The organism is Chitinophaga sp. G7 BAM 1005, assembly GCF_057126945.1.
The window spans coordinates 3,037,456-3,058,065 of the sequence record NZ_CP181478.1 but is presented as its reverse complement, the minus strand read 5'-3'; the positions used below and the strand labels follow the sequence as shown (position 1 = coordinate 3,058,065).

At 48.0% G+C, this 20,610-nt stretch carries 7 protein-coding genes; 2 read left to right on the top strand and 5 right to left on the bottom strand.

The window, feature by feature from the left end:
• Position 1 precedes the first annotated feature (1 nt).
• Positions 2-346 (bottom strand): 50S ribosomal protein L20, encoded by a 345-nt coding sequence (rplT, locus tag ACMXI2_RS11990; protein ID WP_106531095.1) that lies wholly within the window; start codon positions 344-346, stop codon positions 2-4.
• A gap of 49 nt (positions 347-395) precedes the next feature.
• Positions 396-593: a 50S ribosomal protein L35 gene (rpmI, locus tag ACMXI2_RS11985; protein WP_079471802.1), complete on the bottom strand. Its 198-nt coding sequence runs from the start codon at positions 591-593 to the stop codon at positions 396-398.
• A gap of 428 nt (positions 594-1,021) precedes the next feature.
• Here rpmI and ACMXI2_RS11980 point away from each other — a divergent pair, with 428 nt between their 5' ends.
• Positions 1,022-16,078: a T9SS type B sorting domain-containing protein gene (locus ACMXI2_RS11980; protein WP_483781820.1), complete on the top strand. Its 15,057-nt coding sequence runs from the start codon at positions 1,022-1,024 to the stop codon at positions 16,076-16,078.
• Between the two features lie 106 nt (positions 16,079-16,184).
• A complete protein-coding gene (locus ACMXI2_RS11975) occupies positions 16,185-16,478 on the top strand; it encodes a phosphoribosylpyrophosphate synthetase (RefSeq protein WP_483781819.1) in 294 nt (97 codons plus the stop codon).
• Positions 16,479-16,586: 108 nt separating this feature from the next.
• On the opposite strand, the gene ACMXI2_RS11970 is transcribed toward ACMXI2_RS11975, so the two are convergent.
• The 3 genes from ACMXI2_RS11970 to serA form a co-directional block, all read right to left on the bottom strand.
• The gene (locus tag ACMXI2_RS11970; protein WP_483781818.1) at positions 16,587-18,164 is read right to left on the bottom strand and encodes a S41 family peptidase; all 1,578 of its coding nucleotides are present in this window, start codon (positions 18,162-18,164) and stop codon (positions 16,587-16,589) included.
• A 33-nt stretch (positions 18,165-18,197) separates the two neighbouring features.
• Positions 18,198-18,962, bottom strand: a complete 765-nt coding sequence (locus ACMXI2_RS11965; protein WP_483781817.1) for a hypothetical protein — start codon at positions 18,960-18,962, stop codon at positions 18,198-18,200.
• 169 nt (positions 18,963-19,131) lie between these two features.
• Positions 19,132-20,367: a phosphoglycerate dehydrogenase gene (serA, locus tag ACMXI2_RS11960; RefSeq protein ID WP_483781816.1), complete on the bottom strand. Its 1,236-nt coding sequence runs from the start codon at positions 20,365-20,367 to the stop codon at positions 19,132-19,134.
• Positions 20,368-20,610 lie beyond the last annotated feature (243 nt).

The following is a 20,610-nucleotide window of genomic DNA, read 5'->3' as shown; positions in this document are numbered from 1 at the left end:
CTTACTTTACAGAAGCTACCAGTGTTTTAAATGTTTCTGGTTCATTCATAGCCAGATCAGCGAGAACTTTTCTGTTCAGGTCGATATTTTTACCGGCTAATTTGTTCATAAACACAGAATAGGTCAACCCTTCTGCTCTAACAGCAGCGTTGATACGGGCGATCCACAGCTGGCGATAGTTTCTTTTCTTTAATTTACGGCCAACATAGCTATAAGTAAGTCCTTTTTCAAGAACGTTCTTTGCTACGGTGTACACATTTTTTCTTTTACCGTAGAAGCCTTTGGCTTGCTTTAAGATCCTTTTTCTCCGGGCTCTTGAAGCTACGGCATTAACTGAACGAGGCATTTGCTTTGTTTTTTTCTCAGGTTATAAAATTCGATTCTTTTGACAGATACTAGCGCATTCCAAGCATTCTCTTAACCAGGTTAAGATTTGCTTCGTGAACCAGTGTACTACCTCTTAAGCTACGTTTTCTTTTCGTAGATTTTTTAGTCAGTAAGTGGCTTTTGAAGGCCATGAACCGCTTAATCTGTCCGTTCCCACCAACCTTGAACGTTTTCTTGGCACGGGAATGTGTCTTTACTTTGGGCATCTTACATCAAATTTGGTCTGCAAAGGTAGGAAAATAATTTAATAAAGCACAGTCTCCTGCAAATAATTCAGCTCCCTTCCTGAATGTGGATAACTTTTCTGATATTTTTTTACCCCCTTTAAGCAATTGACAATCAATTTTTCGCTATCCCATTTCCTCAACTTATCTGGCACACTGTCATATTATAAATAATAACACTTTTTTTATTTTCCTATATTAGATCTAATTTTAATCTTAATTCATTTACATATTTTAGCCATACCATGTATAAACACCTGACGCCTATGAAACCATTTTACACTTACGCCACCCTCTGCCGGAAAAAACCGTCCGGAAAAGATAACCGATGTAAAGAGTTGAGATACAATATGGATTGAGTAAACAAACTGCTCTATTCCGATCCTTTTCTTACTTAACTGTTTGCACCTATGAAACGACTATTAACCTTTTTGTACCTGATACTGGGGGTTGTGCTGCTTAATAAGCAGGTGGCAGCACAATCTGCGCCGGCAAACGGCACTCCTTTTATGAACCTTCCCGATACCATATGTAAGGGAAGTTTCGCCAGTATGAATGCCTTTTTCTGGAATAACACCAGTAACTACGCAGATTCCGCTACCTGGACCATCACGGGAGGAGCTTACGATGTGCTCTTTACCACTGATACCCGGCCCGGTCACGAATTAGTTGGCCAGCGGAGAGATACCTATAACTCAGGCGGCATAAATATCAATAAGAACTCCCTGACCATTAAGTTCAATGATGCCGGACCGTACACGGTGAAGGTGGTGCTGTTCAGGGGAAATAATACCTATCCTGTTACAAGGTCCATTTATGTAAAAGACTGTACTATTCAACCCTGTTTGGGTAATACTACCAGTAAAAGCGATTTCCTGGAGGACTTTGGTAAATTTAAAAAGAATGCTACCGATAGCCGATCCAACGCAGCGGTTACCGGATATAACTATGTACCCATGCCTCTGAACGGGGCTAATTTTATTGATGACAGTTACAATATCTTCTGGCATACACAAATAAGAAGTGAGTGGGTAAAGGCAACTGACCACACGGGAAGCACCATAGATTCCGTGGGTGGTATGCTTATCGCCAACTCATCTATCAATAAAAAATCTTTCTATACTAAAAATAATGTGCAGGTATGCCCCGGCTCTTCTTATAATTTCAGCGCCTGGTTCCTGAACGTAAACAGCTACAATGTATTTAACTACAACTGTTCGTCAGGTAACTGGGATGGCTATCACTATGCCGGCGTTACCTTCCTGATCATTAATAAAAAAGGCAGCACTAACGCTGCCCTGTGGGATACACTCGCCAGGTTTAAAACCTACGATGTATCCATGAACCTGTCATATTCAGCGTGGCAGCAATATGGTGGCAGCTTTAAAACACCCGGAGGTGTAACTGCCGTTACACTGGAAATTGTGAACGACCGTCTTGGTGATTGCGGAAATGATATTGCAATAGATGATATCGGCTTTAATTATTGCAGCCCGGATATCTACTCATTTATCGATGGTCAGATTGATACAGAATTAAGAGCAGATTCACTTTGTGAAGGCGCTCCTATTACTATTAAAGCGTTATATAGTCCGGATGGTCATCTGCCGGATGGTACTTATGATCCCAACCAGGATTATTTTAAGAATCCAATATACCAATGGTTTTACAGTAACACCGGGGACGAAAATAACCCGGCAGACTGGTTTCCTGTTGTAAACGGAAACGGTATAACGGGTGCCGCCACCAACACGCTCACATTTGCGGATGGTGCGCTGAAAGGGGATCCCAACCAGATAATACATAAATACTACCGGGTAAATATCCTCGAATCGGGGAACGTCAGCAACTGTGCGTCTCCCTCGAAATACACCAAGATCACCATTCTCCCAAAACCTAAAGTAACCATTTCGTCCGGCAGGATCTGTATCGGCGAAAGTGTGGACCTGACGGCAGATGGAGGATATAGTACCTATGAATGGAAAGTGGACCCGGTTTATGTTGGCCCTAAAATGACCGTATTTCCCGACAGCACCAGAGACTACTGGGCTATCGGGATTGCTGATTATGGCTGGAACTCCGTGAAGAATGAACCACGGCAATGTAAGGACAGCGGATTTGCCCGGGTTATTGTAGATAAAAAACCGGTAACTGCTATCACAGGCGGACCGGTAAATATTTGTCTTGGTGCACCCGTTAACCTGAACTTAGGCATAACAGGCGCACCCGCCGATAGTTTGAACTGGATGTGGAAATACGGCCTGGATTCTATCAAAGGTAAAGTCCCTGCTATTACCCATGTTCCGGCAGACACCGGTACCAAAGCGTATAACGTTGTGGTGACCAACAAAACCTGCGTGGTGGTTGACACATTCAGGGTAAATGTGCGGTCGGTGCCGGTAGCGGATGTGGATACTACCTACAGACAATGTAACTCCTCTACTTTTAATATTAAAAGAAGCACGCCTCCCGCAGATCAGAAAGGTACCTGGTCATTTAACGGTTCAAACAAAGGAGCTGTTATTACCAGTGCCACTACTCCCGCCACCAGCGTAACGGGTGTTCCCGCGGGTGACACGGTACATCTCTTCTGGATCATTACCAACAAAGCGTTGTCTGCGTGTACAGATACCAACCGGGTCACACTCATTAATACCAAACCGCTCACGCCAAGTGTTGCCGGCCTGGATCAGGTACAATGCGAGATACGTGATTTCCCGCTGTACGCCAGTAAGCCAGGTGTTGGTGAAACCGGTAAATGGACATTAGAGCCAGGTACCACCTCTTCGGATATCACCATTAATTACGACACTGCTTATAATGCGATTGCTTCCGTTGTCAGCAATGCACGGCCTAAAACCTTTGTGCTGACGTGGACTATCTCCAATGGCGTTTGTCCTGGTCCGAACTCAACTACCGTTAACGTCACCATTAAGGATAAACCTACGCTGAGTGTTACAGCTGCAGCGGTTTGTAATAATGTGGATTCCTTTACCGTAGCCTACACCAATGTAAAACCGGGAACTTTAACAAAGTATGTACTCGATGTAGCCAGCACCCGGAAGATGCCCGGTTTTGTAACAGTGACAAAAGCATGGCCATCTAACAATACCTCCGGTACTTTTAATGTAAAGCTGCCTGCTAACACACCTGCTGGTAGTTACGACTTCGTAATTACGGCACAGGAAGATACCCTACACGGATGTAGCGTTACTGTACCGTTCTCTGTTTCTGTGGAAAAACCATCCATAGCTCCTACTGCTATCGATGCCAGCACAGATAGTATATGCGTTTCCGGTAATGTTACTTTAAAAGTGACCGGCGGTTCCCTGGGAACTGATTCTCTCGGTAATACCCATAAATGGAAATGGTATACCGGCGGCTGTCCTGGTTCACCAGGCAGTGTAGCTGTTACTCCTGCTTCCTCTATTAATAATGGAGCTGAAGTGGTGTTTAATAATGTAACCGCCACCACTACTTATTATGTACGTGCGGAAAGTACCGGTCCTTGTGGAAACACCGCCTGCGCAAGTGTAACAGTAAAAGTGTTTGCCAAGCCTAATGCTGCTAACGCAAGTACCGATCAAACAGAATGTGACCGTGCTACCGACTTCCAGTTAGCCGGTAATACGCCTACTCCTGCAGGCGCAACGGGCGTATGGACATCTCCTAATCCAAGAGTGACTATTACCAATCCAACACAGTGGAATGCTACAGTGAAAGTACCTGTTGGTGATACCGCCTCATTGGTGTGGACTATTTCCAACGGATCATGTTTGACTACCAGTGATACGGTATTTATTACCAATTATAAACAGCCGGCTGTTCGTGATGCCGGCTCCAACCAGATTGCGTGTGATAAAACCGTGTTTACTCTCAATGCTACTGCTCCTACTGAGCTGGGTGCTAAAGGTACATGGTCATTTACACCCGCGACTGCCTCTGTAGTTTTTGCTGATAAAAACAAAGCCAATACTACGGTTACCGTTCCGGCAGATAGTACCGTGTTACTCTTCTGGCAGATTTCAAATTCAAAGTGTTCTGCTGCAACTTATGATACTGTAAGAATCACCAGCCTGAAAAAACCGATCGTTCGTGATGCAGGGTCTAACCAGATTGCCTGTGACAAAACAGTCTTCACCCTCAACGCTACTGCTCCTACAGAGCTGGGTGCGGTGGGTACATGGACGTTTACACCGGCTTCGGCTTCGGTTGTCTTCGCAGATAAAAACAAAGCCACCACTACGGTTACCGTTCCAGCCGATAGCTCCGTGCTGCTCTTCTGGAAAATTGCAAACACTGAATGTGCCGCTGCTAACTTTGATACCGTAAGGATCACCAGTCTGAAAAAACCGATCGTTCGTGATGCGGGTTCCAACCAGATCGCCTGTGATAAAACGGTATTCACCCTCAACGCTACTGCTCCTACTGAGCTGGGGGCGGTGGGTACATGGACATTTACACCGGCTACCGCTTCGGTTGTCTTCGCAGATAAAAACAGCGCCACCACTACAGTTACCGTTCCAGCAGATAGCTCCGTGCTGCTCTTCTGGAAAATTGCAAACACTGAATGTGCCGCTGCTAACTTTGATACCGTAAGGATTACCAGCCTGAAAAAACCGGTGATGCGTGATGCAGGGTCTAACCAGATTGCCTGTGACAAAACAGTATTCACCCTCAACGCTACTGCTCCTACTGAGCTGGGTGCGGTGGGTACATGGACGTTTACACCGGCTTCGGCTTCGGTTGTCTTCGCAGATAAAAACAAAGCCAATACAACTGTTACCGTTCCGCCAGACAGCTCCGTATTGCTCTTCTGGAAAATTGCAAACACTGAATGTGCCGCTGCTAACTTTGATACCGTAAGGATCACCAGTCTGAAAAAACCGATCGTTCGTGATGCAGGATCCAACCAGATTGCCTGTGATAAAACGGTCTTCACCCTTAACGCTGCCGCTCCTACTGAGCTGGGGGCTGTGGGTACATGGACATTTACACCGGCTTCGGCTTCGGTTGTCTTCGCAGATAAAAACAAAGCCAATACAACTGTTACCGTTCCGGCAGACAGCTCCGTGCTGCTCTTCTGGAAAATTGCAAACACTGAATGTGCCGCTGCTACTTATGATACCGTAAGGATCACCAGTCTGAAAAAACCGATCGTTCGTGATGCGGGTTCCAACCAGATTGCCTGTGATAAAACAGTCTTCACCCTCAACGCTACCGCTCCTACGGAGCTGGGCGCGGTGGGTACATGGACATTTACACCGGCTTCGGCTTCGGTTGTCTTCGCAGATAAAAACAGCGCCACTACTACGGTTACCGTTCCGGCAGACAGCTCCGTATTGCTCTTCTGGAAAATTGCAAACACTGAATGTGCCGCTGCTACTTATGATACCGTTAGGATCACAAGCCTGAAAAAACCGATCGTTCGTGATGCAGGATCTAACCAGATTGCATGTGACAAAACAGTATTCACCCTCAACGCTACCGCTCCTACTGAGCTGGGTGCGGTGGGTACATGGACATTTACACCGGCTACCGCTTCGGTTGTCTTTGCAGATAAGAACAGCGCCACCACTACTGTTACCGTTCCGGCCGACAGCTCCGTGCTGCTCTTCTGGAAAATTGCAAACACTGAATGTGCCGCTGCTAACTTTGATACCGTAAGGATCACTAGCCTGAAAAAACCGATCGTTCGTGATGCAGGATCTAACCAGATTGCCTGTGATAAAACCACCTTTACCCTCAACGCTGCCGCTCCTACTGAGCTGGGGGCTGTGGGTACCTGGACATTTACACCAGCTTCGGCTTCGGTTGTCTTCGCAGATAAAAACAGCGCCACCACTACGGTGACCGTTCCGGCAGACAGCTCCGTGCTGCTCTTCTGGAAAATTGCAAACTCCGAGTGTGCCGCCACTAACTTTGATACTGTAAGGATCACCAGCCTGAAAAAACCGGTGATGCGTGATGCCGGGTCTAACCAGATCGCCTGTGATAAAACGGTATTCAACCTCAACGCTACTGCTCCTACTGAGCTGGGGGCTGTGGGTACATGGACATTTACACCGGCTTCGGCTTCGGTTGTCTTCGCAGATAAAAACAAAGCCAATACAACTGTTACCGTTCCGGCCGACAGCTCCGTGCTGCTCTTCTGGAAAATTGCAAACACTGAATGTGCCGCTGCTAACTTTGATACCGTAAGGATCACTAGCCTGAAAAAGCCAGCCGTTCGTGATGCAGGATCTAACCAGATTGCCTGTGATAAAACAGTCTTCACCCTCAACGCTACTGCTCCTACAGAGCTGGGTGCGGTGGGTACATGGACGTTTACACCGGCTTCGGCTTCGGTTGTCTTTGCTGATAAAAACAGCGCCACCACTACTGTTACCGTTCCGGCAGATAGCTCCGTATTGCTCTTCTGGAAAATTGCAAACACTGAATGTGCCGCTGCTACTTATGATACCGTAAGGATCACCAGTCTGAAAAAACCGATCGTTCGTGATGCAGGATCTAACCAGATTGCATGTGACAAAACAGTATTCACCCTTAACGCTACTGCTCCTACTGAGCTGGGAGCTATGGGTACCTGGACATTTACACCAGCTACCGCTTCGGTTGTCTTCGCAGATAAGAACAGCGCCACCACTACTGTTACCGTTCCGGCCGACAGCTCCGTGCTGCTCTTCTGGAAAATTGCAAACACTGAATGTGCCGCTGCTAACTTTGATACCGTAAGGATCACTAGCCTGAAAAAACCGATCGTTCGTGATGCAGGATCTAACCAGATTGCCTGTGATAAAACCACCTTTACCCTCAACGCTGCCGCTCCTACTGAGCTGGGGGCTGTGGGTACCTGGACATTTACACCAGCTTCGGCTTCGGTTGTCTTCGCAGATAAAAACAGCGCCACCACTACGGTTACCGTTCCGGCAGACAGCTCCGTATTGCTCTTCTGGAAAATTGCAAACACTGAATGTGCCGCTACTACTTATGATACCGTAAGGATCACCAGTCTGAAAAAACCGATCGTTCGTGATGCAGGATCTAACCAGATTGCCTGTGACAAAACAGTCTTCACCCTTAACGCTACTGCTCCTACAGAGCTGGGTGCGGTGGGTACATGGACATTTACACCGGCTACCGCTTCGGTTGTCTTTGCAGATAAAAACAAAGCCACCACTACGGTGACCGTTCCGGCCGACAGCTCCGTGCTGCTCTTCTGGAAAATTGCAAACACTGAATGTGCCGCTGCCAACTTTGATACCGTAAGGATCACTAGCCTGAAAAAACCGATCGTTCGTGATGCAGGATCTAACCAGATTGCCTGTGATAAAACCACCTTTACCCTCAACGCTGCCGCTCCTACTGAGCTGGGGGCTGTGGGTACCTGGACATTTACACCAGCTTCGGCTTCGGTTGTCTTCGCAGATAAAAACAGCGCCACCACTACGGTGACCGTTCCGGCAGACAGCTCCGTGTTGCTCTTCTGGAAAATTGCAAACACTGAATGTGCCGCTGCAACTTATGATACCGTAAGGATCACCAGTCTGAAAAAACCGATCGTTCGTGATGCAGGATCCAACCAGATTGCCTGTGACAAAACAGTATTCACCCTCAACGCTACCGCTCCTACGGAGCTGGGGGCGGTGGGTACATGGACATTTACACCAGCTACCGCTTCGGTTGTCTTCGCTGATAAAAACAAAGCCAATACAACTGTTACCGTTCCGGCAGATAGCACCGTGCTGCTCTTCTGGAAAATTGCAAACACTGAATGTGCCGCTGCTAACTTTGATACCGTAAGGATCACCAGTCTGAAAAAACCAATCGTTCGTGATGCAGGGTCTAACCAGATTGCCTGTGATAAAACCACCTTTACCCTCAACGCTGCCGCTCCTACTGAGCTGGGCGCTAAAGGTACATGGACGTTTACACCGGCTACCGCTTCGGTTGTCTTTGCAGATAAAAACAGCGCCACCACTACGGTTACCGTTCCGGCCGACAGCTCCGTGTTGCTCTTCTGGCAGATTTCAAATTCACAGTGTGCCGCTGCTACTTATGATACCGTAAGGATCACTAGCCTGAAAAAGCCAATCGTTCGTGATGCAGGGTCTAACCAGATTGCCTGTGATAAAACGGTATTCACCCTCAACGCTACTGCTCCTACGGAGCTGGGCGCTAAAGGTACCTGGTCGTTTACTCCGGCTACCGCTTCCGTGAAATTTGTCAACATTAACGATCCTAAAACTTCTGTTACCGTTCCGGCGGATAGCACCGTGTTGCTCTTCTGGCAGATTTCTAACTCCGAGTGTGCCGCTGCTACTTATGATACTGTTAGAATCACCAGTTTGAAAAAGCCAATCGTTCGTGATGCAGGGTCTAACCAGATTGCCTGTGATAAAACAGTCTTCACCCTCAACGCTGCCGCTCCTACTGAGCTGGGAGCTAAAGGTACCTGGACATTTACACCGGCTACCGCTTCCGTGAAGTTTGCTAACATCAACAGCGCCACCACTACGGTGACCGTTCCGGCGGATAGCACCGTGTTGCTCTTCTGGCAGATTTCAAATTCACAGTGTACCGCTGCTACTTATGATACCGTAAGGATCACCAGTCTGAAAAAACCGATCGTTCGTGATGCGGGATCTAACCAGATTGCCTGTGATAAAACGGTATTCACCCTCAACGCTACTGCTCCTACGGAGCTGGGCGCTAAAGGTACCTGGTCGTTTACACCAGCTACCGCTTCCGTGAAATTTGTCAACATTAACGATCCTAAAACTTCTGTTACCGTTCCGGCTGATAGCACCGTGTTGCTCTTCTGGCAGATTTCTAACTCCGAGTGTGCCGCTGCTACTTATGATACCGTAAGGATCACCAGTCTGAAAAAACCGATCGTTCGTGATGCAGGGTCTAACCAGATTGCCTGTGATAAAACCACCTTTACCCTCAACGCTGCCGCTCCTACGGAGCTGGGCGCTAAAGGTACATGGACGTTTACACCGGCTACAGCTTCCGTGAAGTTTGCCAACATCAACAGTGCTACTACTACGGTGACCGTTCCGGCGGATAGCACCGTGTTGCTCTTCTGGCAGATTTCGAACTCCGAGTGTGCCGCTGCTACTTACGATACCGTTAGGATCACAAGCCTGAAAAAACCGATCGTTCGTGATGCAGGGTCTAACCAGATCGCCTGTGATAAAACGGTGTTCACCCTCAACGCTACTGCTCCTACGGAGCTGGGCGCCAAAGGTACCTGGTCGTTTACTCCGGCTACAGCTTCCGTGAAGTTTGCTAACATCAACAGCGCCACCACTACGGTGACCGTTCCGGCGGATAGCACCGTGTTGCTCTTCTGGCAGATTTCGAACTCCGAGTGTGCCGCTGCTACTTATGATACCGTTAGGATCACAAGCCTGAAAAAACCGATCGTTCGTGATGCAGGGTCCAACCAGATCGCCTGTGATAAAACGGTGTTCACCCTCAACGCTACCGCTCCTACTGAGCTGGGCGCCAAAGGTACCTGGACATTTACACCGGCTACGGCTTCCGTGAAGTTTGCCAACATCAACAGCGCCACCACTACGGTGACCGTTCCGGCTGATAGCACCGTGTTGCTCTTCTGGCAGATTTCGAACTCCGAGTGCGCCGCCGCTACTTATGATACTGTAAGGATCACCAGCCTGAAAAAACCAATCATGCGCAGCGCAGGCGCCGATCAGATGGAATGTGAGAAAACTACCTTCACCCTCAACGCTGCCGCTCCTACGGAGCTGGGCGCTAAAGGTACATGGTCGTTCCTCCCGGCCACAGCTGCAGTATCTTTTGTGAATAAGAATGATCCGAAAACCAATGTAACAGTTCCTGCCAACACCGCGGTGCAACTGATCTGGAAGATTACCAACGTAACCTGTGCGGCTGATAATGCGGACACCGTATTGATCACCAGCCTGCTTAAACCAATTATGCGCAGTGCAGGTACCGATCAGATGGAGTGCGAGAAAACTACCTTTACCCTCAATGCTACGGCTCCTACGGAGCTGGGCGCCAAAGGTACCTGGTCGTTCCTCCCGGCTACTGCTGCGGTGACCTTTGTGAATAAAAATGATCCGAAAACCAGCGTAACGGTTCCTGCAAACACGGCAGTGCAGCTGATCTGGAAGATTACCAATGCGAAATGTGCGGCCGACAACGTGGATACCGTGTTAATCACCAGCCTGCTCAAACCAGTTATGCGCAGCGCAGGCGCCGATCAGATGGAATGTGAGAAAACCACCTTTACCCTCAACGCTACCGCTCCTACTGAGCTGGGTGCGAAAGGTACCTGGACTTTCTCACCGGCTACGGCTTCGGTAAAGATTACCAACATCAACGATCCTAAAACTTCCGTTACCGTTCCGGCAGACAGCTCTATCCTGTTTACCTGGAAAATCACCAACGCGAAGTGTGCGGCCGACAACATCGATACCGTAAGGATCACCAGCCTGAAAAAACCGGTAATGCGTGATGCCGGCACTACTAAAATAGCATGTGAGCAAACGACCTTCACCATGAACGCTACTGCTACTACTGAGCTGGGCGCCATTGGTACCTGGACCTTCTCACCGGCTACGGCTTCCGTGAAAATTGCCAACATCAACGATCCTAAAACATCCGTTACCGTTCCGGCCGACAGCTCCATCCTGTTTACCTGGAAGATCACCAACCCGAAATGCGCCGCAGACCTGGCAGATACCGTAAGGATCACCAGCTACAAAACACCTGCTGCCGCCACGGCTGGCCCTGACCAGGAAAAATGTGATGACATCAACTTCATCCTGAATGGCAGCAAACCTGCTGGTTTACACGTAACCGGTACCTGGACAAATCCTGCCGGCACCGCCGGGGTGAATATTTCATCTCCATATCAATACAACACCACCGTAACTGTTGCAGCAGGTGTTAGCGTAAAACTGGTGTGGAGAATCACCAATGGTACCTGCGCCGCTACTTATGATACGGTAATGCTTACCAACTACGCCAATGCCAATAAAGCAAATGCCGGTCCTGACCAGGCCATCTGTAACAATACAGGCGACTTCATCATGGCGGCAAATGTACCAGGCGTACCAACCGCAAAAGGCGCCTGGACTGATATCAGCCCGGTACCTGGAAAAGCGAAGATCAAATCACCCAATAGTCCGACTACCGCGGTTACGGTGCCTGTAGGCGATACCGTGGTACTCCAGTGGGCTATCGCAAATGGGGTATGTGATACCAGCTTCAGCAGGGTAACTATCATCAACTACAAAGCAGCCATCACGGCAAATGCCGGTCCTGACCAGGAAAAATGTAACACCGCTGCCGACTTCATCATGAAAGCCAGTCAGCCTGGAGCCTCCAGTGCAACAGGCACCTGGACAGATGTAAGCCGTGTTCCTGGTAACGCCGTTATCAAATCGGTAAATGATCCGAATACCGCGGTAACCGTTCCGGTTGGCGATACGGTGATCCTGAAATGGACCGTAACAAACGGTAGCTGTACCAGCACCAGCAGCACAGTTACGCTTATTAACTACAAAACCGCTGCTGCTGCAAATGCAGGAACAGACATTGAAATGTGTAACAACACCGGCGACTTCACCCTGGCAGCAGATCCGGTATCTGTACCAAGTGCCAAAGGTTTCTGGTCTGTGATTAAAGGCAATGCTGCGATCAGGTCTATCAACAGTCCAACTTCCAATGTAAACATCAACGTAGGTGATACAGTTACTTTACGCTGGACAGTGACCAACGGCGTGTGCAGCGCTACCTGGGATGATGTAACACTCATCAACTATAGGTTACCGGTACCTGCCAATGCGGGTAGTAATCAGGAACATTGCGATGATGCTACCTTTAATATGAATGCCAGCGATCCTGGTGTTGCAGGGGCAAAAGGTACCTGGATCGTAACCAGCAACAACGCAGCCCTGATCAACATCAGTGATTTTAACAGGAAAGATGCTACCATCACGGTTCCTGCCGGCGAAACAGCCCAATTAACGTGGGTAGTAAGCAACGGCGTGTGCGACGCTTCCAGCTCCAGTGTCACCCTGATTAACCGTAAACCGATACTCGGTAACACCATCCAGGATGATCAGACGGTTTGCGTAACAGAAACGCCAATGGCTATACGCAGTATTGCGTTGACCGGCGGTAATGGCACTTACACTTACCAGTGGCAACAAAGCACTGCCGGTGCAAACGGACCATTCACCAACATCACCGGCGCCACCAGCGCTACTTACCAGCCTGGTTTGCTTGCAGCCAACACCTGGTACAGAAGAGTAGTAGCTTCCGGAGCTTGTATCAACAACATCAGCAACGTGGTGAAAATCACCGCTATCACTATCAGCCCGATTGTTACCTTCACTCCTCCGGCCATTACAACGGAATGTGAAAGAGGTAAAGACTACACCACCCTCTTCGGAGATCCGGCGTTCAGTCATGCGCCTTACAACAACGAAACACTCACTATTACTTACAATGATGCAACCGTGGTTACCTCGCCTTGCCTCAGTACCATTACCCGTACCTGGACAGCGACAGACAGATGCGGTCTTTCTGTGAGCGCTTCACAAACCATTACGGTGAAGGATACCAAAGCACCGGTATTCACTACACCGGCGCCTGCCGATACCACCGTAGATTGTGATAAGGTACCTGCCAGAACTGACCTGAAAACCAACGACGACTGCGCAGGAGAAATCATTGTTCCCGTAGTGGAAGTTCGCCAGGATCTGCCAGGCAATTGTACCAACAACTACCTGCTGATCCGCACCTGGACCGCCAAAGACGAATGTAATACAGGCGTGACCCTGAAACAGGTGATCACCGTGAAAGACATGACCGCACCGGTATTCAACATGGCAGCACCTGCTGATACCACCGTGGATTGCGATAAGATCCCTGCCGGATTTAATCTCACAGCCTCCGATAACTGCACGCCAGGCGTAATTACAGTAGTGCCTGAAGACTCTGCAGCTCATAACACGAACAACTGTAATAACAACTACGTGATCTACCGTAAGTGGACAGCCTTTGATGAATGTGGTAATGCACGTGCAGTACAACAGATCATCAGGGTACAGGATACTTCCAGACCGGTATTCAGCATGCCTGCTCCGAAAGATACCGTAGTAGATTGCGATAAGGTACCGGCATGGCCTGCGATCACCGCCACCGATAATTGCAGCGGCAGCATCCAGGTATTCACCAGTACCAAAACCGTGAAATTACCAGGCAACTGCGCCGGTAACTTCCGGGAAACAAGAACCTGGACTGCTACCGACGAATGCGGCAACAAATCAGTGATGCAGCAGATCATTACCGTTCAGGATACTACTAAACCGGTATTCACCGTGATGCCTCCTGCCGACACAACAGTGAGCTGTGATAACATCCCCGCTCCTGCTACTGATGTACAGGTATCTGATAACTGCAGCAGCATTGGAAATGGTCTTAGTGTATCCCGCAGGATCACTACCGAAAGAACACCAGGCGAATGTGCGGGTAACTACCGCATCATCAGAACCTGGATTGCTAAAGATGCCTGTGGTAATACCACTACCATCACACAGGTGGTAACCGTAAAAGACACCACCAGACCAGTGATCATGCCTGCTCCGGCAGATGTGGAAATCTACTGTCAGGATAAAATCCCAACAGCACCGGTATTAACCGCAACAGACAACTGTGATAACAGCTTCCCGAAAAGAGCTATCTATACAGAAGATCCATATGTGGAAGATATCTGTAACGGATATACGATTGTAAGAAGATGGACTATCATGGATGCCTGCGGCAATAAAGCCAACGACGTTATCCAACGTGTAATTATTAAGCCTTGCGATAAACCGCAACTGGAAGCTACCCTGCCATCCAACTGTTCCGACAACGGCAGGATCGCTTTACGCAAAGTTGGCAATGTATACCTGCCCAGCTATACGCTGGTAGCAGTTACGCCGGCCAACGCAGTAACAGGATTACCAAGAACACAAAGCAACAACGTGTTCAACCTGAACGGCGCTACTTCTGCTTCCTTTATTATTACAGATGGCAGAACGGGTTGCTCTTCCGATACCGTGACTTACAACCTGAGCTACATTCAGAAGCCAATGGTGAACCTGGGTAACGATACCACTATCTGTGGCGGTAACAACCTGGTACTGGATGCAGGCCCTGCTAACTTTGCTTACCAGATTAAATGGTCTACCGGCGCAACCACGCAGCGGATCAATATTAACCAGGCAGGCACCTACTGGGTAAATGTAAGCAACGGCGAATGTGCCACTACCGATACCATTCATGTAGGTCTGGTACCAACGCCACTGGTCGATATCCCTGATACAACCATCTGCCGCGGCCAAACCGTAAAACTGGATGCCTATGTAAGTGGTGGCTCCTATCTCTGGAGTAACGGTTCTACTGAACCTTCTATCCTGGTAGGAACACAGGAACAATTCTGGGTAAAAGTGATGAAGTCAGGATGTATCACCATTGATACCGTGAAAGTGAGCGTGAATCCTCCACCAGATATTAGCCTCAGCCGCGACACGTCTATCTGTCCGGACCAGTCCATTATGCTCACCGTTAATTCAAACGGCGGCCGTATCAAATGGCAGACAGGTGAAACCAGCAACTCTATCGTGGTAAACAAACCAGGCGGATACTGGGTAGCCGTAAGCAGAGATAACTGCGTAGTAAGAGATACCGTGAATGTGAGAATGAAACCAGCGCTCACAATGGAGCTGGGACCCGACAGGAATATCTGCCCTGGTGGCGCCATTACATTGGACGGTACCAACCCGGATGCAATTTCTTATCTCTGGAACGACGGCGATCCTAACCCGGTTAAACAAATTTCTCAGGCCGGCAACTATAAACTGGCAGTGATGGATAAATACTGTCAACGTGTGTTCCTCGACAGCGTGAAAGTAAACATCACCGGTTTACCGGTTATCAACCTGGGAAGAGATACTACCCTGTGTAAAGGTGAAACACTCATACTGCGCGCTGAAGGTGGTGGTATTACCGGTGTACGCTGGGATAACGGCTCCGGCGGCCCATCCCTTACCGTTACCAACGGAGGTACTTATACCGTAACCGTATTCAACGATTGCGGATCGGCTACCGACGACATTACAGTAGGCTTTATAGAATGTGAACCTAAACCAACCTTACCAAACGCCTTCTCACCAAACGGCGACGGACGTAATGATGTATTCAGACCAGTAGTAAGAGGACAAATGTTCGACTACGAATTGCGGATCTTTAACCGCTGGGGTGAACTGATCTTTATGTCGTCCGACAACCATAAAGGATGGGATGGTAAATACAAGGGAGTTCCGGTGGATATTGGCACCTACGTATGGTGGCTTTCCTACAAGAAAGTAGCCGGCGGATCCTCCAACGTACTGAAAGGAGAAGTTACCGTTATCCGGTAATAACGGATACCCGATCATAAAACAAAAAGCATAAGGCCACCCGGCTTTATGCTTTTTGTTTTATAACTTAGTGCCGTTTCATTTGTAAACCGGAAATTGTTTTTATATGAAAGTGTACGACACCGTAACAGCGGCTATGGAAGATCTGCGCAAACGCGGATACACCACCGATTTCAATCTTGTTTTCGACAGTATTCAGTGTAACAGCGGGAATGTGCATCCAGAGGATTTTGAAATTACAGAAACCTATCGTTTTGAAGGAGATAGTGACCCCGGCGATGAGGCAGTAGTGTATGCCATTGAAACCAAATCCGGACTCAAAGGCGTATTGATGTATGGGTATGGTGTTTATTCAGAAGATATGTCTGAAGATATGATCCGTAAACTGGGTCACCGCTGATACATCCGGGTATACGTATCCGGACTTTTTCATTATCTCCCAAAACAGAAAAGCCGCGTGAATCTTTCGATCCATGCGGCTTTCAATTAACCAGCTAAGGGTTATATGTTATTGAAGCCCTGCTACTTTCCTGCTCAGCCTGAAGTCAACCATTCCGTTAAATCCTCTGGTGGGCGTGATATTGGGAATCGCCTCACGTAAATCATTACCAGCCGCTGCACTGATTCTCGCGCTGCTGCGAAGATCCAGGTAACTGCCTGTTGAAATATAGTTCATGGCTTGTTGCAGGTTCTGATCTGAAGTTGTGTTACCCCATGCGATATTTACATAGTCAACAGCTTCTGCATCTACCGGGATGCCGGTGTAGTAGCCGCCGTTTCCATTGGCATTCATGGTTTCAAAGTTGATGGCATACAGGTCCGCGAGATATACCGGCTTATGATCATTATCATACATCGTGATATTGAAATCAATAAAGCCAACTGGTTTCCCATATGTTTTCTTACCGATGAGCCTTACATTCATGTACGGTTTAAGATTGTTCAGCGTTAATTCGCTGGCAGAAGCAGTTTCGCCGGATACAATAAAAAATACATTATCCAGGCCCATGCCGCCTGTAGCAGAGGCAAAGTTCACCTGTGCATCCAGTTTGGTAGCGGCCAGGTTCTGCATGATCTTGTCGTTATACTTATAGGTATACATCACCTTACCGGCAGCGGAAGAAGGAGCAAAGGCATTGTCGAGGTACTCCGCTGTAGACGTGGCTCCACCACCGTTATACCGGAAATCCACGATCAGCTGTTTTATGCCCTGTGCCTTGAATTTGGCGATTGTCTGATCCAAAGCCGTTTTGGTAGCAGTAGCATTCCCGGCATCATTGGTCACACTTGAAAACGTATACATCGCAAAATAGCCCACCTTGATATTTATGTTGGCGGTATTTTTAACGGTATAAACAGTATCAAACAGCACCGGGTTTATATTATAGGTAGCTGCATTGATAGTGAGGGTAACCGTAGTCTGATCCTGTTTTTTAAATCCCAGCGCGATAGTGGATGCCGTTGAAATAGTATTATAAAGCGAGTTAATGGCAGATGAAGCGCTGGAGAAATTAGTATTGCCGTTTACGGAAATGATCTCCCACCCTCTTAAAACGCCTGCCTTACCGGCCGGGCTGTTCTTATCTGCATACTTTACAAACAACCTGACTTTACTGGCGTCTGCTCCGGCAGCGAAGCCGATGTCAAATCCCAGTTTGGAGGGATTTGCAGCGGCATTCTGTTCCGATATGCCGTTCATCAGCTGATTGGTGATAGTACCATCTTCATCCAGGAAGCTGTAATGATCGTATGCCGCATTGGTAGCCGGGTTAATGACATAGCCTTTCATCTCCGTCAGCAGCGCGTTTGCATCCGTATACTTGCTGGCCAGGGGATCCAGCTGCGGTACACCGGCATACCAGTAATAGGTAGGCAATCCTTTGCTGACGGTTCGTCCGCCATCGCCGTAGGTTACCTGCATAATCTGGTACATCAGGTATTTCAGGGAGTCCTTCTTCAGGGCGTCTGTAATGTCAACAGGTGGCGGAGAGGCTGGTTTGTCTTTGTGGCAGGACATAAAAGCGCCTGTACACAAGGCGCCCGCCAATATCGTTGTAGTTCCCGCAGAAAACAGTTTTTTATACATAAAAACAGTTAAGACGATGGTAGTCAGATTGGCTTACTTTTGGGTGGCCAGTGTTTGGCGTGTCCAGAAGTCGGCTGAATAATACATGGCGAAATTGTCCGCATACTCACCCGGCATTGGGGGCTTTTCTCCTTTGGCCCTTTTAGCCTCCAGTTCTTTTTTATCCTCTCTCTTCAAAGCATTTACCTTAAAATGATAGGCAATGGGCTTATCACTTCCGGCGGGAATGCCCAGCACTTTCAATGGGATACCCAGTTCACATACCAGGTTACCGGCGGCATCATATGAGGAGGTGGTTTGAATACCAAACGTATTCTTCACCGGAATATTGCCATCCGGGATGCTGTCGAATCCTTCTACTTTAATCTCCTTTACGTTCGCCAGGAGTTGTTTCTTTAATTCGCCTGCAATGAGCGCCCTGGATTCTTCCGGTACATCGGGCGCACCGGTATTTATATTATAAGTGAGCGGAAATGTAATACCCGCGCCGCCTTTTTTCTTCCCGGTAACATTGATGGAAACAGTAAGTCCGGAACGCATAATTTTCATCTGGCTCTGCGGATCAGGAACACTAACGATTACGTATAAATTTTCCTGGTCGTTGGCTATGGTGTAAAATAACTTGGTTACGTTGTTATAGAACTGCAGGGGTTTGGGCCATTCAGTAGCCTGTCCGTCGATTTTAATATTGGCTGGCGCCCATTTATTCGGTTCACTATCTTGTGCGGAAGCATTTATATACAACAAAAGACCGGCTATTACCCCTGCTCCTGCTGTCAGTGCCCTGTTCATTTTCATGTGCTAATTTTTTCAGTTGCACTACAAGGTTAACAAAGAATTTTGAAAATACGGGCAGAAAAAATGTATATGAGTAAAAAGAATCGGTGAACGGGGGGATATGGTGGGTGAGCATGGCGGATTTGCGGGAAACTGAAACCGTTCGCCCGCAAATCCGTTGTTGCTTTTATTAATACAATAACCTCGTTTTAATCGTATGCTTCACTTCCTTCAGCAAAGCCAGCGCCTCCTGTGATAACCTGGTATCCACATCCAGTACTACATAACCGATCTGGTCATTGGTTTTCAGGTACTGCCCCAGGATGTTGATCTTGTTGGCAGATAAAGCCGTATTGATAGCAGACAATACCCCCGGCACGTTCTGATGAATATGCAGGATACGGTGTGTGTTTTCAATAGGCGGCACGCTGATAGCCGGTACCGTATGGGAGCCAAAGCTCGCGCCCTTTTCCAGGTAGTTGAGCATTTTACTGCTCACGTCCAGCCCGATGTTGTGCTGCGCTTCTTCTGTGCTTCCGCCGATATGCGGCGTGAGGATTACGTTGGATAATTTTTGCAGCGGCGTGCTGAATGCGGCGCCATTCTTCTCCGGTTCTACGGGGAATACGTCGATGGCGGCGCCGGACAGGCGACCACTTTCCAGTGCATCTTTCAGTGCTTCCAGGTCTACTACCTCACCGCGGGCATAGTTAATAAAAATAGCCCCGGGCTTTGCATCTGCCAGCACTTCTGCGGTGATCATATTCGCCGTGGTTTTGCTGGAAGGTACGTGCAGGGAAACAATATCTGCCTTGTTGAAGAGTTCTTTCAGGGTGCGCTGCTGTTCTGCATTACCGAGTGGCAGTTTGGTTTCTGCATCGTAATAGATCACGTTCATTCCCATCCCTTCTGCCAGTACGCTCACCTGGCTACCGATGTTGCCGTAACCTACAATCCCCAGTGTTTTACCTCTTAGCTCATAGCTGCCCGTGGCTTCTTTCAGCCAGATGCCGTTATGTGCTGCATTGTTTTTATCCACGATACGGCGGATGAGGATAATAGACAAGCCTATTACCAGCTCAGCCACTGAACGGGTATTGGAATAAGGTGCGTTAAAAACGGTTACACCGTGCTCTGTAGCAGCTTTCAGGTCAACCTGGTTGGTACCGATACAGAAACAACCAATGGCCTGCAGTTTCCTGGCCGATTCCAGCACTTTACGGGTAACTTTGGTTTTGGATCGGATGCCCAGTAGATGAACATCCTTGATTTCTTTAATAAGATCTTCCTCGCTCAGTGCGCCCGATAGTTTGCGCACCTGGTATCCTGCCGTAGTAAATTCTGCCACCGCAGCATCGCTGATGTTCTCTAATAATAAAATGCTGATCTTCTCTTTCGGATAACTTGTCGACTTTTGCTGGTCCATAATATTATACTAAGTTATATGTGTATCTCTATGTTGCAATTGGCTTAATAATTGCTGATAGCGGGGAAACAGGGCACAAACCTACTCGAAGTTGAGGAATATTCAAATAGCAGGGGAATCAATTCGATTTTATCAAAAAAACAGAACAATCAGAGATAATTTTTAAAGTTTTTCTCGCTTTTTTGCTTAAAAATCAATTAAAAGAATCAGAAATCACTGATTTTATTTGGCAGTCTTTTACTT